This is a genomic window from Lentzea sp. CC55 (assembly GCF_021056325.1).
GTDB classification, from domain to species: Bacteria; Actinomycetota; Actinomycetes; order Mycobacteriales; family Pseudonocardiaceae; genus Lentzea; species Lentzea jiangxiensis.
The window spans coordinates 782918-798089 of the sequence record NZ_JAJCXE010000022.1 but is presented as its reverse complement, the minus strand read 5'-3'; the positions used below and the strand labels follow the sequence as shown (position 1 = coordinate 798089).

The window sequence follows — 15172 nt, the reverse complement described above, 5'->3', positions numbered from 1 at the left end:
TGTCCCGTGGGTCCGTTCGATGGGAGTCACGGGCGAGAGACCCGGTGGCGGTGCCGTCGCGAGGCCCTCATACCGGGCGTATTCGGGCCTTGCGACGGTGCCGCCACCGGGGCCCTCGGCCGCGACTACCGCGGACGAGACCTACGGGACACGGCCTGGCAACAGGTGGTGGTGACAGTCGGCGGCATCGGTTCCTGCGCCGCCTTCTCCACCTCGTGGAGCATCCGCTGCCTCTCCGCCGGCCCGAGCACCCGCCCGCGCGTGAGCACGGTGTGGATCCGCCGCGTGTTGCGGATGTCGGCCAACGGGTTGCCGTCGAGCACGACGAGGTTCGCGGGCGCGCCGGGCTTCACGGCGGCGTTGCGGGTGCCGGACTTCAACGCGTCCCCTGGTGAGAGTCCGGCCTCCACCAGCAGGTGCAGCTCGTCGTGCACCGAGAAGCCGGAGAACGAGTACGGGTTGCCGGCGTCCGTGCCGACCAGGACCTCGACGCCGTGGGCGTGCATCTCGGCGACCTGGTCCTGGCGGCGCCGGAAGAACTCGGCCTGGTCCCGGACCTCCCGCGGGGTCACCGGCGCCCAGTTCTCCAAGCCGTCGCGCCAGTAGTCGCGGTAGAAGGCCGGCATGTACTTCATCCGCGGATCGTCGGCGAACGCGTCCGCGGGGCTGGAGTACACCCGCATGGCGACCAGCGTCGGGCACAGCGCGGAACCGTTGCGCCGCAGGCGGTTCGCCAGTCGCGCCGCCTTGCTCCCGCTGTGCGAGAGGGTTGCCTGGCGTTCGAGCTCCAGCACCTGCTTGAACCACGCGAAGGAGTTCGCCGGGTCGAGGGGCAGGTCCGCGATCGCCTGGCGCAGCCGGGTTTCCCGTGTGCTGGTGGCGAGCGGGAGGCCGTACACGTGCTCGAAGGTGCGCTGACCCAGGTCGCTCGCGTCGCCCAGCGCCACGTGGTTTGAGCAGTGGCCCGCGAACGTGATGGCCTGCCGCGCGCACTCGTCGGCGATGGCCGCGAGCGTGGGGCGGTCGAGGTACGAGTAGACCTTCACGAAGTCCGCGCCCTGCGCCTTGGCGTCGCGCACGGCCTGGCGGCCCTCGTCCGGGGTGCCGACGACCAGGGCGCCGGGCAGCGTCGAGTGCGGGCCGTCGATGATCGAGCTGCCGACGACCAGGCGGGGGCCGAACACCTCGCCGCGCTCGATCCGCCCGCGCAGCTCGTAGATCGGCGGGAAGCCCCACATCTCCCGGATGCCCGTCACGCCGTTGACCAGGCACAGCGGCAACGTGATGCGGTCCAGGAACGCGCCGTGCACGTGCATGTCCCACAGACCGGGGATCACGTACCTGCCCGCGAGGTCCAGCACCGCGCAGCCGCGGGGCAGCGGCAGGTCGTGCGAGCCGACGGCGAGGACCTCGTCGCCCGCCAGGACGATCGTGGTGCCGGGGCGGACCCCGGACGAGTCGACGAGCGTGACGCCGCGCAGCGCGGTGACGCAGGCGGAGGCGTCCGCCCGGCCCGGTGCGAGCAGGCCCGCGCCCGCCGCCACACCGAGTCCGGCCAGCCATCCCAGCACCTCACGTCGAGTGGTGTCAGTCATGCCGTTCAACCAACACCCTGACGTTGCGGGAGGCTCAAGTCCGCCGCTGGAGGCCTAGAGGTGGTATCCGAGCTGGAGCAACACCTTGTGGAGGTAGGCCTCCAGCTCTTCCGGGGTGTTGTGCTCCGGACGGGTCAGCGCGCGGTAGAAGAGCGCGCCCGCGGCCATGTCCACGACGACGTCGAGGTCCGTGCCGGGCGGGAAACCGGAACGCACCACGTCCTTGAGCACCGCTCGCCGCGGCGCGATGAACAGCTCCCAGTAGCGCCGCATCAGCTCGAAGTTGTCCGCCGAGGCACCGACGATGCGGCGCAGCAGCTGCACGGACTGCCCGTTCGACAGCAGTGCCGCCCACCCCTTGAGCGTCTCCTCGGGCGGCGCGACCGCCATGCGTCCCGGATCGAGCGCCGCGACGGTGCGCGGCAGTTCGATCACGCTGAACAGCAGGTCCTCCTTGGTGGCGAACCGGCGGTAGACCGTCGCCCGCGTCACGCCCGCGCGCTTGGCGACCTGCTCGATCGAGGTGCCGTCGAGACCGCGTTCCAGGAACAGCTCGAAGGCCGCGGTCAGGATCGCGGTGTCCGCCTCGGGGTCGCGGGGACGCCCAGCACTTCGTTCAGCCACGCGGAAAGCCTCTCGGGGGAAGACGGGCCGCGCCACGCCAGGCGCGCGTCCGGACGCACCAGCAGCGTGTCGCCGGCGCGTTCATGGTGCACGACGTCCCCCAGCCGCTCCCGTGCCACCTCCAGGCACGCCGGCGGCCCCGCCAGCACCCACCTGCCGACGCGCGCGAACGCCGGGACGCGCTCGCCGCCGCGCCTCCCCGTGGCGAGCGGCCCGCTGTAGGCCACGTCGAGCTGCGAGGTGAACCTGACCAGCCGGCGCTGGACGGGCCCGGTGGCGAGCAGCGGCCACAGCAGCCGGTCGCGGATCGTGCGCGTCAGCAGGCCGGGGCCGAGCACCAGCCTCGTCGCCGGCGTGGTCGAGGCGAGGACCCGCGCGCCGATCGGACGCCGCTCCGCCTCGTAGGTGTCGAGCAGGCGCTCCGAGGCCCGGTTCCGGACCACCAGAGCCAGCTTCCAGGCCAGGTTCTCCGCGTCGCCGAGACCGGTGTTCATGCCCTGGCCGCCCACCGGGCTGTGGATGTGGGCCGCGTCGCCCGCCAGGAAGACCCTGCCCCGCCGGTAGGTCGCGGCCTGCCGGCGGTGGATGCGGAACGTCGACTCCCACTCGACGTGGTCCACCGGGCCCGGCGTCCAGCGGCCGCCGTTCGGTGACATCACCCGCCACTGCCCGCCGGGGAGCGGGAAGATCGTCGTCATCGACGGGCCGTCGGTGTGGACGTGGATCGACTCCCGGTCCAGGTCCCAGGCCGCGTGGACGTCCCGCAGCAGGAAGTTCTCCATGACCTGCGAGCCCTCGAACGGGATGCCCGCCCTCTTGCGCACGGCCGAGTGGGCACCGTCGCAGCCGACCAGCCAGTCGTCGGCCGGGACGGACTCGACCGGCGTGCTCCACTCGACCTCGACGCCCAGTTCCGACAGCCGGGTGCGCAGGCGTTCCTCGACGCGGGCCTGCGACACGACCAGCTGCCCGGCCTCGCGCAGGGCGGTCATGTCGAGCGCCTTCTCGCCGTTGATGCGCAGCGACCGCAGGCGCACCGCCTTCTCCGCCAGGTCTCCCAGGGCGCCGAGTCTTGCCAGCACCTCGGCTCCCCCGGGTTGCAGACCCATCGCCCTCGACGTGGTGGTTGGTCCGCCGGCCGCGTCCACGACGCGCACTTCCACTCCGCACTGCCTGAGCCCGCACGCCAGCGCCATGCCGGTCGGGCCCGCCCCCGCGATGATGACCATACGAATACAGTACAGCTCTGTATTCGAATCTGACAGGAGAAAAGCCCGCCCGTGCTCCGGGCGGGCTCTCGGGTCAGCGTTCGACGCGCGGGATGACCTGCGTCGAGTCGTCGTGGAGCGTCGCCTCCATGACCTGGGTGATGTCGTCGGCCTCTTCCTCGATGAGCGACTTCTTCTCCCGCCGCGCCTTGATCACCTCGACGATGATCGGCACGATCGACAGGAACACGATGGCGAGCAGCGTGATCTCGAGGTTGTCCTTGATGAAGGACACCTGGCCGAGGAAGTAGCCGAGCACCGTCAGGCCCGCGGCCCACGCGACGCCGCCGATCGCGGAGTACGTGAAGTACTTCTTCGGGTCCATCTTGCCGACGCCCGCCATGGCCGTGATGAACGTGCGGACGATCGGCACGAAGCGGGCGAGGACGATGGCGCGGGCGCCGTACTTGTCGAAGAACTCCTGCGTCTTGTCGACGTACTCCTTCTTGAAGATCTTCGACTCCGGCTTGGCGAACAGCGCCGGACCGGCCTTCGCGCCGATGTAGTAGCCGACGACGTTGCCGACGAAGGCGCAGACCGTCAGCAGCACGCAGACGAGCCAGAGCGGGGTGTCGATGGTGCCCGCCGCGACGAAGAGACCCGCCGTGAACAGCAGCGAGTCGCCGGGCAGGAAGAAACCGACGAGGAGCCCGCACTCCGCGAAGATGATGAGGCACAGACCGATGAGCATGTACGGGCCGAGCCCGTTCAGCAGCACGGTGGGGTCCAGCCAGTCAGGGCCCAATGCAATCGTCACGGCGACAACGGTACAGGTCAGCTCAGCGTGATCACTGCCGCCACCGTGCCCGCTGCCAGGCCCAACAGCAGGGCGAGGCCCAGCACCCACCACGCGGACATGGGTGCGGGGCGCTCTTCAGCGATCTGGACAGGTGCGACAAATCCGGCATTCGTGCTGGTCGCCTGCGCCCGCAGCGCGTCGGTCACCAGTCGCTCCGGATCGTCCGCCATCCACCTAGTCCTTGACCCACTCGCCCCTGACCATCACGTCCCTCGGCTTCAATTCTGCATCCAGCACGACGAGGTCGGCCGCGCAGCCCGCCTGCAGCTTGCCGGTGTCGAGGCCGAGGAGCTCGGCGCCGCGGGTCGCGGTGGCGTACGCGGCTTCGACGAGGGTGAGGCCGCAGGAGTTGACGGCGTTGCGGAACGCCACGTCCATCGTCAGGGTGCTGCCGGCCAGCGCGGCGCCTCCCGCCAACGTCGGCACCCCGTCGACGACGCGCACCTCAAGACCGCCGACGTCGTACACGCCGTCGCCGACACCGGCGGCCGCGATGGCGTCGGTGATCAGGATCGTGCGCTCCGTGCCCGCGTGGCGCGCGGCCAGGCGGACGGCGGTCGGGTGCAGGTGCACGAGGTCGCAGATCAGCTCGACGGTGACGCGTTCGTCGTCCAGCAGGGCGCCGATCGGGCCGGGCTCGCGGTGGTGCAGCGGGCGCATGCCGTTGAAGAGGTGCGTCGCCACGGACGCGCCGGCGTCGACGGCCGGCCGGACCTGGGCCTCGGTGGCGTCGGTGTGGCCGATGGCGGCGATGACGCCGTTGTCGACGAGCTGGTGCACGGCCCGCACCGCGCCTTCGAGCTCGGGGGCGACGGTGATCATGCGGACGGTGCCCTTGCCCGCGTCGAGCAGCTTCGTCACGGCCGTCTGCTCCGGCGGGCAGAGGATGGCCGGGTCGTGCGCGCCGCAGCGGGCGGCGGACAGGAACGGGCCCTCCAGGTGGATGCCCGCGACGACACCCTCCTGCACCAGCTCGGCCAGCGCGGACACCTGGTCGGCCAGCTCCGGGACCGGGCGCGAGACCAGCGAGGCCAGCAACGTCGTGGTGCCGTGCCTGCGGTGGGCGGTGGCCGCCTTGCGGATCTTCACCGGGTCGCCGCTGGTGAACGCGTCGCCGCCACCGCCGTGGCAGTGGATGTCGACGAACCCCGGCACGACCGTGCCGCCGGCGACGTCGGTCGTCGGACCGTCGGGCGCGGCGCCCTCACCGACCCCGGCGATCCTGCCGTCGCGGACGCTCACCCACCCGTTCTCGAGCACCCCTCCCGGCGTGACGACCCGACCACCGGTCAGGGTCACGTCGACTGGTCCACCCCACGTGCTCATCACGCCTCCAGCGTGTCGATGGCCAGCAGCGCAGCGCCGAGGAAGCCCGCCTCGTCGCCGAGCGCCGCGAGCCGCAGCTCCGGTCGGCGCTGGAAGGCGATCAGGCCGTCCAGCCTTTCCTTCAGCGGCTCCACCAGCAGATCTCCCGCCAGCGCGAGCCCACCGCCGAGCACCACGGCCTCCGGTCCGAGCAGCGTCGCCAGTACCAGGATGCCCCTGGCGAGCGCGTCCACGGCCTCGTGCCACACGGCGACGGCGTCCTGCTCCCCGTCCCTCACCCTGCGGGCGACCTCGGCGGCACCGTGGACGGGGACGCCGGTGCGCGCGGTGTACCGGCGGGCGATCGCCGCGGAGGACGCCACCGTCTCCACGCAGCCGATCTGGCCGCAGGCGCAAGGCACGCCGTGGCCGACGTCCACATGTCCGATCTCACCCGCGTAGCCCGCGCCGCTGAAGATCTTGCCGTCCAGCAGCAGCGCGCCGGCGATCCCGGTGCCGATGGGCATGATCACCGCATTGCGCAGGTCCTTCGCGGCCCCCATGCGGCACTCGGCCAGACCCGCGGCACGCACGTCGTGACCGAACGCGACGGGGACCCCCAGCCGTTCGGTGAGGACTGTGCTGAACGGGAACCGGCTCCACGGCAGGTTCGTCGTGTACACGCCGACGCCGTTGGCCTCGTCCACGATGCCCGGCGCCACGACCCCCACGGCGTCGATCTCGTGCTCGGAGGCGTTGCTCAGCTCGGCGACGAGCTCGGCGATGACGTCGAGGAGGGGCTCCAGCTCGCCGGGAGTCGCGCGGCGGGCGTGCTTCTGCGCCGCCACCGCCTCCGAGGTCCCGGTGACGAGCGCCGCCTTGGTTTCGGTGCCACCGATGTCGACGGCGACCACGTGTCTGCGTGCCACGGGGACTGATCCTGCGGCATGAGAGGCCTATTGGTCTATACCAAGTACCGATTTGGGCGCGTGCTTCTACGAGCTGGAACCGCCCGCAACGGACGAAACGGCCTCAGCTGGGGAAACGGTGAAGTTTGCTTACTGCTCAGACGGTACGGGTTCGCGACCGGTTGCGCGCGTCGAGCAGGCGTCGCCCGGCCCGGTGCGCGCCCGTCGAGCGGTGTGGCCGAGCTAGCCCGCCATGATCTTCTGCAGCGCGTCGAGCGCCCGTGAGGCCGTCGACTTCACGGTGCCCTTCGAGATGCCGGTGGCCTCGGCGATCTCCGCCTCCGACAGGTCGCCGTAGTACCGCAGCACGAGCACCTCGCGCTGGCGCGGCGGCAGCTGCTGCAACGCCTTGACCACGGCCTGGTGCTCGGCGGTCAGCATCGCGAGCGACTCGGCCGAACGGGCGTTCGCCACGTGCGGCGGGGTGTAGTCGCGGGCGGTCTTGCGCCGGCGCAGCACGCTGCGCGAGCCGTTGACCACGGCGGTGCGGAGGTAGCCGACGGCCGCCTGGGCGTCGCGCAGGCCCTTCCAGTTGCGGTGCAGGCCGGTGAAGGCCTCCTGGACCACGTCCTCGGCCGTCGCGGGCTCGTCCACGAGCAGCAGCGCGAGCCTGATCAGGCGCATGCGGTGCTGCTTGTAGAGGTCTTCGAGCGTGAGCGGCCCTGTGGGAGGTCCTGCGACGCCGTCCTTGATTCGCAGGTTGGTCAGGGTGTCCTGCACGGTGCGCGGGGTTTCTTCGCCAACCACGGGGTAGGACGGTACCGGTCAGCTTCACTACGGTGGTGGCATGGCCCGCTTTGCAGTCGAATTGGTGTTCGGTACCGACAGCGAGAAGCGCCTCGCGGTGCGCCCGGCACACCGCGAGTACATCGCCTCCCTCGCCGAGAAGGGCGTGGTCCTGGCCGCAGGCCCGTACGCGGACGACACCGGCGCGTTGATCATCTACGAGGCTGCCGACGAGACCGCCTTGCAGGAGGTCATTGCCGCAGACCCCTACTCGCCCGCGAACGTCGTCACGAAGTGGGACGTCCGCCCGTGGAACGCGCTGCTGGGCTCCTGGCTCACCGACTAGCGGCCTGACCGCCCGGCCCGACCAGACCCGACGTGTCCTGCCGGGCCATCTGCCGGTCGGCGTCGGCCACCTCCGCGACCGCCTGGCGGTCCACGACCACCGGCGTGAACGCGCGGAAGTACTTCAGAGCGCCGACCCAGCCGGGGACGTGGACCGCCTTCGCCCGCTTCTCGATGCCCCTGACCACGGCCCTGCCGACGTTGCGGACCGGGTACTTCTTGCCCGCGAGGCCCGGCATGCCCTGGCGCAGCTTGCCGAAGACCGGGTGCTCGTCGGCGCTGTTGACCATGTCCGTGGAGATCCACGAGAAGTACGCGGTGCCGACGTCCACGCCCAGGTGCCGGACCTCGGCGCGCAGGCTGTCCGCGAACGCCTCGCAGCCCGCCTTCGCCGCCGAGTAGGCCGCGTTGCCGGGGATGTGGACGATCGCGGCGAGCGACGACACGACCAGGCAGTAGCCGCGGCTGCGGATCAGGTGCGGCAGCGCCGTGCGGACCGTGCGCCACACGCCGAGCAGGTTGACCTCGATGACCCGCTCGAACGCCTTCGGGTCCATCGACCGCACGAAACCCGTGGCGGCGATGCCCGCGTTCGCGACCACGACGTCGATGCCGCCGAAGTGCCCGGCGACCTCGTTCATGACGCGTTCGAGCACGTCCCAGTCCGTGACGTCGACTTCCCACGCCTTGCCGCCGGTCTCCCGCGCGACCTCTTCGAGCTGGGCCTTCTCCAGCCCGACGAGCGCGAGGCGAGCCCCCCGCGCGGCCAGCTGCCTCGCCACCTCGGCGCCGATGCCCCTGGCCGCGCCGGTGATCAGTACCACCTTGCCCGTGACGTCCATGCCGTCACGGTAACGCAACCTACTCCCAGTAAGCTACTGGCAAGTTAAATTACGCTCAGGCGGTCCACCTCGGCCTGGGTGAGTTCGAGGGTCAGCATCGGCAGCAGGTCGTCGAGCTGCTCCGACGTCCGCGCGGACGCGATCGGCGCGGCCACCGTCGGCTGCCGGGCGAGCCACGCCAGTGCGACCGCGGCCACCGTGGTCCCGTGCGTCTCGGCCAGGTCGTCGAGGACCTCCAGCACCTGCAGGCCGTGTTCGTCGAGGTGGACGGAGGCGGCCTTCGCCCGGACGCTGCCGACCTCCACGCCCGGCCGGTACTTGCCGGTCAGGAAGCCCTTCGCGAGCGACCAGTACGGCACGGTGGCGAGACCGTGCCCGGCCACCACGTCCCGCAGGCCGCCCTCGAACTTCGCGCGGCTGACCAGGTTGTACTCAGGCTGCAGCGCCACGAACTTCGCGAAGCCCTCGCGCTCCTGGACCTCCAGGGCCTGCGCCAGCCGCTCGGCGGAGAAGTTGGACGCGGCGACGTAGCGGACCTTGCCCTCGCGGACGAGCCGGTCGTAGGCGGCCAGCGTCTCCTCGAGCGGTGTGCCGGGGTCGTCGCGGTGGTTGTAGTAGAGGTCGATGTGGTCGACGCCGAGCCTCTTCAACGACCGTTCGGCGCTGCGCAGAACCGTGTCGCGCTTCTGGTTGTCGAACCCGGCGAGCATGCCGACCTTCGTGGCGACCACGACCTGGTCGCGGTCGCGCCCGGCCAGCCACCGGCCGATGATCGTCTCCGACTCGCCGCCGGAGTTGCCGTCGGCCCAGGCCGAGTACGAGTCGGCGGTGTCGACGAAGTTCCCGCCCGCCTCGGCGTAGGCGTCGAGCACGGCGAACGACCGGTCCTCGTCGGCGGTCCAGCCGAACACGTTGCCGCCCAGGCACAGGCGTGAGACGTCCAGGTCTGTCGTGCTCAAGATCGGCATACTGCGCAAGGTAGTCCGCCACGACGAACGGGGTTCGCATGCTGGGAACGTTCGGTGTCTGGGGCTCGCACTTCGAGTGGGCTTCGAAGATCGGTGAGATCGCGCGGCTGGAGGAGCTCGGCTACGGCACGTTCTGGATCGGGGCCTCGCCCGACATCGCCCTCGTCGGGCAGGCGCTCGACGCCACGAGCTCGATCACGATCGCCACCGGCATCACGAACGTCTGGCAGACCGAGCCGGAGCAGGTCTCCGCCGAGTTCCACCGGCTCGCGAGCGACCGGTTCCTGCTCGGCGTCGGCGTGGGCCACCGCCAGCTCGACCAGGCCTACGAGAAGCCCTACGACAAGCTCGTGGGCTACCTCGACCGCCTCGACGTGCCGGCCGACAGGCTGGTCCTCGCCGCGCTCGGCCCGAAGGTGCTGCGACTCGCCGCCGACCGCACCGCGGGCGCCCACCCGTACCTGGTGCCGGTCGAGCACACCGCCGAGGCGCGCAGGGCGCTCGGCGACAAGCTCCTCGCACCCGAGGTCACCGTCGTCGTCGAGGAGGACCCCGAGGCCGCACGGGCCATCGCCCGCGAGCAGTTGGCGCTCTACTTCACCCTCACCAACTACGTGAACAACTGGCGCCGGTACGGGTTCTCCGAGGAGGACGTGAAGGGCTCGGACCGCCTGATCGACGCCCTCGTGGCGCACGGCAGCCCGGACCAGGTGGCCGCCAAGCTGCACGCCCACGTCGAGGCGGGCGCAGACCACGTGGCCGTCCAGTCGCTGAACGGCCACTACGCGGAACTGGCCGCGGCCCTCGGGCTCAGGCGGTGATCTCGACGCCCTTCCAGAACGCCACGCGGCCCTTGATCTCCGCGGCTGCCTCCTTGGGCTCCGCGTAGTACCAGGCCGCGTTGGTGTTCTCGGCGCCGTCGACCACCAGCGAGTAGTAGTTCGCGTCGCCCTTCCACGGGCAGTGCGAGGTGTGGTCGGTCGGCTTCAGGACGTCCGGGTCGACGGACTCCAGCGGGAAGTAGTGGTTGCCCTCGACGACGACCGTGTCGTCGCTCGAAGCGATGATCTTGCCGTTCCACTCAGCGGTTGCCATGTCCTCCAGTGTCCCCGTACTGGCGAGTAGCGCAGACCGGCTGGTCAACTGGTACTTGATCGATCACTCTGTGAGGACGGCCACTGCGGTGGCCCCCTGACACCGCCTCGTAGGATGCGGGCTGACACCCGTTCAGGGCGCCTGAGGAGGACCACCGATGCCCATCGCAACTCCCGAGGTCTACGCGGAGATGCTGGACCGGGCCAAGGCGAACGAGTTCGCCTACCCCGCCATCAACGTCACGTCGTCGGAGACGCTCAACGCGGCTCTGCGCGGCTTCGCCGAGGCTGAGAGCGACGGCATCATCCAGGTCTCGACCGGCGGTGCCGAGTTCGCCTCGGGCACCAAGGTCAAGGACATGGTGACCGGCGCCGTCGCGCTCGCCGAGTTCGCGCACGTCGTGGCCGCCAAGTACCCGGTGAACATCGCGCTGCACACCGACCACTGCCCGAAGGACAAGCTCGAGGGCTACGTGCGTCCGCTGATCGCCATCAGCCAGGAGCGGGTGGACAAGGGCGGCAACCCGCTCTTCCAGTCGCACATGTGGGACGGCTCCGCGGTGCCGCTGGAGGAGAACCTCCAGATCGCGTCCGAGCTGCTCGACCTCTCCGCCAAGGCCAAGCTCGTCCTCGAGATCGAGGTCGGCGTCGTCGGTGGCGAGGAGGACGGCGTCGACAACGAGATCAACGACAAGCTCTACACGACGCCCGAGGACTACCTGAAGACCGTCGAGGCCCTCGGCACCGGCGAGAAGGGCCGCTACCTGCTGGCCGCGACCTTCGGCAACGTGCACGGCGTCTACAAGCCGGGCAACGTGAAGCTGCGCCCGGGGATCCTCAAGCAGGGCCAGGACGTCGTGGCGGAGAAGCTCGGCCTCGCCGCCGGCTCCAAGCCGTTCGACCTGGTCTTCCACGGCGGCTCCGGCTCGCTGCTCGAGGAGATCCACGAGGCCGTGTCGTACGGCGTCATCAAGATGAACATCGACACGGACACGCAGTACGCGTTCACCCGTCCGATCGCGGCGCACATGTTCTCGAACTACGACGGTGTGCTGAAGATCGACGGCGAGGTCGGCAACAAGAAGACCTACGACCCGCGCAGCTACCTCAAGGCCGCCGAGCAGGCCATGGCCGCCCGCATCGCCCAGGCGTGCGAGCACCTCAAGTCGTCGGGCCGCATGATCGCGGGCTGATCCACGGCTTCGGACGAAGGCCCCCGGTGTCCACCGGGGGCCTTTCTCGTCAGCGGAACGCCTCGACGTGCCGGGCGACCCAGTCGGCGAACGTGCGCGGGGCGCGGCCGAGGACCTTCTCGACGTCCGGGCTCACCGCCACCTCGTCCAGCGTGGGCGCGCCCAGGATGTCCAGCGTGTCGTCGGCGAGCTCGCCCGGCATCAGCCGTTCCAGTCCCGCCTTGGCCTCGGCGCGGGTGAGCTCGTGGAACCGCACGGGTTCGCCGAGCGCGTCCGCGATCGCCTCCGCCTGCTGCCGCGGCGTGATCACCTCCGGCCCGGTGAGCTCCAGGACGCCGTTGTCGTCGCTGAGCAGGGCGGTGGCCGCGACCTCGGCGATGTCCGCCGGGTCGATGATCGGCAGGCCGGTGTCCCCGAACGGCGCCGCGACGGTGCGCTGGGCGCGCACGGACTCGGCCCACCACAGCGCGTTGGACGCGAACCCACCCGGCCGCAGGACCGCCCAGTCGAGACCGGACTCGCGCAGCACGTCCTCCAGCCCGCGCAGCTCGATCCGCGTCGTGCCGAACGGCCTGGTCCGCACGCCCAGCGACGACAACAGCACCACCCGGCCCACCCCGTGCGCGACGGCCCGTTCGACGAGCCGGACGGGACTCGCTCCCACGGCGTGCAGGTCTCCGGACAGCAGCAGGAACAACGCCTTCGCGCCGTCCAGCGGGAGGGTGTCCGGCAGGGAGAGGTCGGCCCGGACGTGCCGCACGCCCTCCGGCGCCTCGGCGGCGTTCCGCGACACGGCCACCACCTGCTCGCCCGCCTCGGCGAGTGCCTTCGTGAGGGGTCGTCCGATGTTCCCGGTCGCCCCGGTCACCACGATCATGTCCAGCTCCTTCGTCGTTGGTGGGAGCAACGCTAGGAACCGGGCTTACTTTTGGTAAGGACGTACCTGGAGGTAAGTTCCGGACGTGGAGGTCGGAAAACAGTTCACGCTGACCGGCGCGACAGGGCGGTATGAGGTGTTTCACACCACCTGCCCCGCGCGCGAGATGGTCGACCACGTCACCAGCCGGTGGGGCATCTGGGTGCTGATCGCACTGCAGACCAACGACCTCAGGTTCTTCGAGCTGCGCGAGAGCATCGTCGGCATCAGCGAGAAGATGCTGTCCCAGACGTTGCGCGGACTCGTCGCCGACGGCCTGATCTGGCGCAGGGTGGAGCCGACGACCCCGCCCCAGGTCACCTACGGGTTGACCGAGTTCGGGCGGGACGTCGGCGAGCCGCTGGCCGACCTCTTCGGCCGGATCACCAAGAGGCTGTCAGCCCAGCTCGAGGCGTGACGCGACCAGGTGCGCCCGCGGCCGCCGGACCGCGAGGTCGCCGGCCGTCCACAGCACCGCCAGCAGCACGGCCGTGACCGCCGCCGACGAGAACGAGATGGGCGGCCCCCACAGGTGCTCCTGCTGGAACCAGATGCCGACGTACCCGACCGTCGTGACGGCCGCCGACCCCAGCACGGCCGCGGCCGGCGTGGGCATCTCGACGGCGTGCACCGCGTCGATCGCGAGCCCGACGAGCACCAGGAACAGCGGCACGGCGGACTTCGGGAAGTCGATGCCCGCGAGCAACGGCCAGATCAGGCACCGGTAGGCGACGTAACCACCGACCACTGCCGTGGCCGCCCACGGCCTGTTGATCGTCCTGCGTGCGATGACCAGCACGATCGCCGCCGCCACCAGACCCCACACCGGGTACACCCAGTCCGCGATGGGCAGTGCGAAGTTCACGACCGCCTCGCGCCCGACCGGGACGCCGAGCTGGTCGGCCGCGAACTGCAGCAGGATCGGCTCGGCCTCGGGCCGGCCGCTGTCGTACGCCTGCAACGCGCGCACGCCGTACTCCTGGTGCTGGTTGGGGAACCAGACGTTCTCCAGGAAGAAGAACCACAGCGCGACGAGCCCGAACGTCCGGGCGCGGCCCTCGGGGAAGAACTTCATCCACCCGCGGATGGCGCCGGCCAGCATGACCGCCGTCCCCAGGTACAGCAGCGCGTGCGACCCGCTCCAGCTCGTGATGTCGAGCCCGTTGACGCGGTGGTTGATGACGTCGATCGGCAGCGCGACCAGGAAGATCCCGCACCCGACCTGCATGAGCCGCAACGTCAGCCTGTCGGCGCCGTACCCGGTGAACGTGTGGAACAGCGTCAGGCCGACCACGATCACCGTGCCGACCGTGTTGATCAGGTGTGGCGGCGCCAGGTCGTCGCGCAGCCACTTGAAGTGCCACGAGACGTCCCACGACGACCCGATCAACTTGAGCAGCAGGCCCACGAGCCACAGCTGGTAGAGCTGCTTCGTGAGCACCGCCGGTGTTTCCCTGCCCGGTGCGCCGCGCTCCCAGTAGCGGTCCCGGAACTGCCTTGCCCCCTGGATCATCCGAACATCATGAGCGCGGCCCTGGTGTCCAGGAAGGCCGAACGGCCCTGGTTTTACCCTGATGTTTCCGATTCGTGTGCACGATGGGGTGAACGGAGTTGAACTCCTGTGGTGCCGATCGGCAAGGTGCACGGCCATGAGCAGTGACTCGACCGACAACTACAAGGCGACCAGGAGCCAGCGGATCGTCGCCGGGGTGCTCGTCACCGTGCTGATGCTGGCCGTGGTGGCCACCGTCTTGAGGATGTTCGTCTAGCCCGTCGATCAGGATGCGGCACGATGGGGCGCATGCGTGAGAACCTCCTCGGACCCGAACCGACCCGTCTTCCCGAGCGCCCTGAGGCGCAGGCTGCTGCTGATGGTGGGACCGATCCCGGCAAGATCGTCCGGGCCTACCCGGACTTCTCCGAGGCCTGGGCCCTGCTGGCCGAGCGGGCGCTGCACGCCGGTGATCCGGTGGCGGCCTACGCGTACGCCCGGACCGGCTACCACCGCGGGTTGGACCAGTTGCGGCGATCCGGGTGGAAGGGCTTCGGACCCGTGCCGTGGGCGCACCGGCCCAACCAGGGCTTCCTGAGGGCGCTGGCCGCTCTGGCCCGGGCAGCCCGGGAGATCGGGGAGGACGAGGAGTTCGAGAGGTGCTCGAAGTTCCTCGCCGACTCCGATCCCGAGGCGCCTGCCGCGTTGGGGCTCGGCTGAGGTTCGGCTGGTCGTCGGACCCGCTGGCTGTCGGGTCCCGGTTGTCGGATCCGCTGGTTGTCGGACCCCTTGAGTAGGTTGTGTTGCGAGGGGTCCTGAGGGTGGGGGGACGCCTGCGTCAGCTTGCGGTTTGCGCTGGTTGTGGCGGTTTTGGGTGGCGTCCCCCGTGTTGGGGTGCGGCCTGGTTGCGTACGCCTGTGGCGTGCGGCCTGGTTGCGTACGCCTGTGGCGTGCGGCCTGGTTGCCTTGCGTGCTTTCCCCTGGGGGCGCTGCCCCCAGACCCCCGGCAATCTGATCGGGGGCTCGCGCCGGTCGCG

At 70.5% G+C, this 15172-nt stretch carries 18 protein-coding genes; 5 read left to right on the top strand and 13 right to left on the bottom strand.

Translation table 11 applies throughout. The features are described from left to right. Window positions 1–125: 125 nt before the first annotated feature. The 8 genes from L6E10_RS19730 to L6E10_RS19690 all read right to left on the bottom strand — a co-directional run bounded on the left by L6E10_RS19730 (window position 126) and on the right by L6E10_RS19690 (window position 7306). The gene (locus tag L6E10_RS19730) at window positions 126–1595 is read right to left on the bottom strand and encodes an amidohydrolase family protein (RefSeq protein ID WP_236220938.1); all 1470 of its coding nucleotides are present in this window, start codon (window positions 1593–1595) and stop codon (window positions 126–128) included. A 54-nt stretch (window positions 1596–1649) separates the two neighbouring features. After that, complete coding sequence (locus L6E10_RS19725) at window positions 1650–2219, bottom strand: TetR/AcrR family transcriptional regulator (protein ID WP_308102827.1); 570 nt, start codon at window positions 2217–2219, stop codon at window positions 1650–1652. Beyond that, window positions 2162–3448: an NAD(P)/FAD-dependent oxidoreductase gene (locus L6E10_RS19715; protein WP_236220937.1), complete on the bottom strand. Its 1287-nt coding sequence runs from the start codon at window positions 3446–3448 to the stop codon at window positions 2162–2164. The genes L6E10_RS19725 and L6E10_RS19715 overlap by 58 nt, the downstream gene beginning before the upstream one ends. 73 nt (window positions 3449–3521) lie before the next feature. Next, a complete protein-coding gene (locus tag L6E10_RS19710) occupies window positions 3522–4238 on the bottom strand; it encodes a DedA family protein (RefSeq protein ID WP_236221133.1) in 717 nt (238 codons plus the stop codon). 23 nt (window positions 4239–4261) lie between these two features. Then, a complete protein-coding gene (locus L6E10_RS19705) occupies window positions 4262–4456 on the bottom strand; it encodes a hypothetical protein (protein WP_236220936.1) in 195 nt (64 codons plus the stop codon). Window positions 4457–4460: 4 nt separating this feature from the next. Further along, window positions 4461–5612, bottom strand: a complete 1152-nt coding sequence (nagA, locus tag L6E10_RS19700) for an N-acetylglucosamine-6-phosphate deacetylase (RefSeq protein WP_236220935.1) — start codon at window positions 5610–5612, stop codon at window positions 4461–4463. Then, complete coding sequence (locus L6E10_RS19695; RefSeq protein WP_236220934.1) at window positions 5612–6520, bottom strand: ROK family protein; 909 nt, start codon at window positions 6518–6520, stop codon at window positions 5612–5614. Before L6E10_RS19695 ends, nagA begins: the two co-directional genes overlap by 1 nt. Before the next feature lie 222 nt (window positions 6521–6742). After that, entirely contained in the window at window positions 6743–7306 is a 564-nt protein-coding gene (locus L6E10_RS19690) for a SigE family RNA polymerase sigma factor (RefSeq protein ID WP_030465839.1), read from the bottom strand. A gap of 40 nt (window positions 7307–7346) precedes the next feature. Between L6E10_RS19690 and L6E10_RS19685 the strand changes: the two genes are divergently transcribed. Continuing rightward, on the top strand, window positions 7347–7631 hold the full coding sequence (locus L6E10_RS19685) for a YciI family protein (RefSeq protein ID WP_236220933.1): 285 nt from the start codon (window positions 7347–7349) through the stop codon (window positions 7629–7631). Here the strand turns inward: L6E10_RS19685 and L6E10_RS19680 are convergent. Both L6E10_RS19680 and L6E10_RS19675 read right to left on the bottom strand, forming a co-directional pair. Continuing rightward, on the bottom strand, window positions 7621–8472 hold the full coding sequence (locus L6E10_RS19680) for an SDR family oxidoreductase (RefSeq protein WP_236220932.1): 852 nt from the start codon (window positions 8470–8472) through the stop codon (window positions 7621–7623). The genes L6E10_RS19685 and L6E10_RS19680 overlap by 11 nt on opposite strands. Window positions 8473–8516: 44 nt before the next feature. Then, window positions 8517–9440 carry an aldo/keto reductase gene (locus L6E10_RS19675; protein WP_236220931.1) on the bottom strand — a complete coding sequence of 308 codons (924 nt, stop codon included), beginning with the start codon at window positions 9438–9440 and terminating at the stop codon, window positions 8517–8519. A gap of 38 nt (window positions 9441–9478) precedes the next feature. On the opposite strand from L6E10_RS19675, the gene L6E10_RS19670 reads away from it, so the two are divergent. Further along, window positions 9479–10261, top strand: coding sequence for a TIGR03620 family F420-dependent LLM class oxidoreductase (locus L6E10_RS19670; protein ID WP_236220930.1), 783 nt, complete (start codon window positions 9479–9481; stop codon window positions 10259–10261). Here the strand turns inward: L6E10_RS19670 and L6E10_RS19665 are convergent. Then, entirely contained in the window at window positions 10251–10535 is a 285-nt protein-coding gene (locus tag L6E10_RS19665; RefSeq protein WP_236220929.1) for a DUF427 domain-containing protein, read from the bottom strand. The two genes, L6E10_RS19670 and L6E10_RS19665, sit on opposite strands and share 11 nt — an antisense overlap. 157 nt (window positions 10536–10692) lie before the next feature. Between L6E10_RS19665 and fbaA the strand changes: the two genes are divergently transcribed. Beyond that, window positions 10693–11727: a class II fructose-bisphosphate aldolase gene (fbaA, locus tag L6E10_RS19660; protein ID WP_236220928.1), complete on the top strand. Its 1035-nt coding sequence runs from the start codon at window positions 10693–10695 to the stop codon at window positions 11725–11727. Between the two features lie 49 nt (window positions 11728–11776). Here the strand turns inward: fbaA and L6E10_RS19655 are convergent, their stop codons facing one another. Beyond that, the gene (locus L6E10_RS19655; protein WP_236220927.1) at window positions 11777–12604 is read right to left on the bottom strand and encodes an NAD(P)H-binding protein; all 828 of its coding nucleotides are present in this window, start codon (window positions 12602–12604) and stop codon (window positions 11777–11779) included. A gap of 85 nt (window positions 12605–12689) precedes the next feature. Here L6E10_RS19655 and L6E10_RS19650 point away from each other — a divergent pair, with 85 nt between their 5' ends. Then, on the top strand, window positions 12690–13061 hold the full coding sequence (locus L6E10_RS19650; RefSeq protein WP_236220926.1) for a helix-turn-helix domain-containing protein: 372 nt from the start codon (window positions 12690–12692) through the stop codon (window positions 13059–13061). On the opposite strand, the gene L6E10_RS19645 is transcribed toward L6E10_RS19650, so the two are convergent. Continuing rightward, on the bottom strand, window positions 13041–14156 hold the full coding sequence (locus tag L6E10_RS19645) for a hypothetical protein (RefSeq protein ID WP_236220925.1): 1116 nt from the start codon (window positions 14154–14156) through the stop codon (window positions 13041–13043). The genes L6E10_RS19650 and L6E10_RS19645 overlap by 21 nt on opposite strands. A gap of 288 nt (window positions 14157–14444) precedes the next feature. Between L6E10_RS19645 and L6E10_RS19640 the strand changes: the two genes are divergently transcribed. Further along, the gene (locus tag L6E10_RS19640; RefSeq protein WP_236220924.1) at window positions 14445–14855 is read left to right on the top strand and encodes a DUF3151 domain-containing protein; all 411 of its coding nucleotides are present in this window, start codon (window positions 14445–14447) and stop codon (window positions 14853–14855) included. Window positions 14856–15172 lie beyond the last annotated feature (317 nt).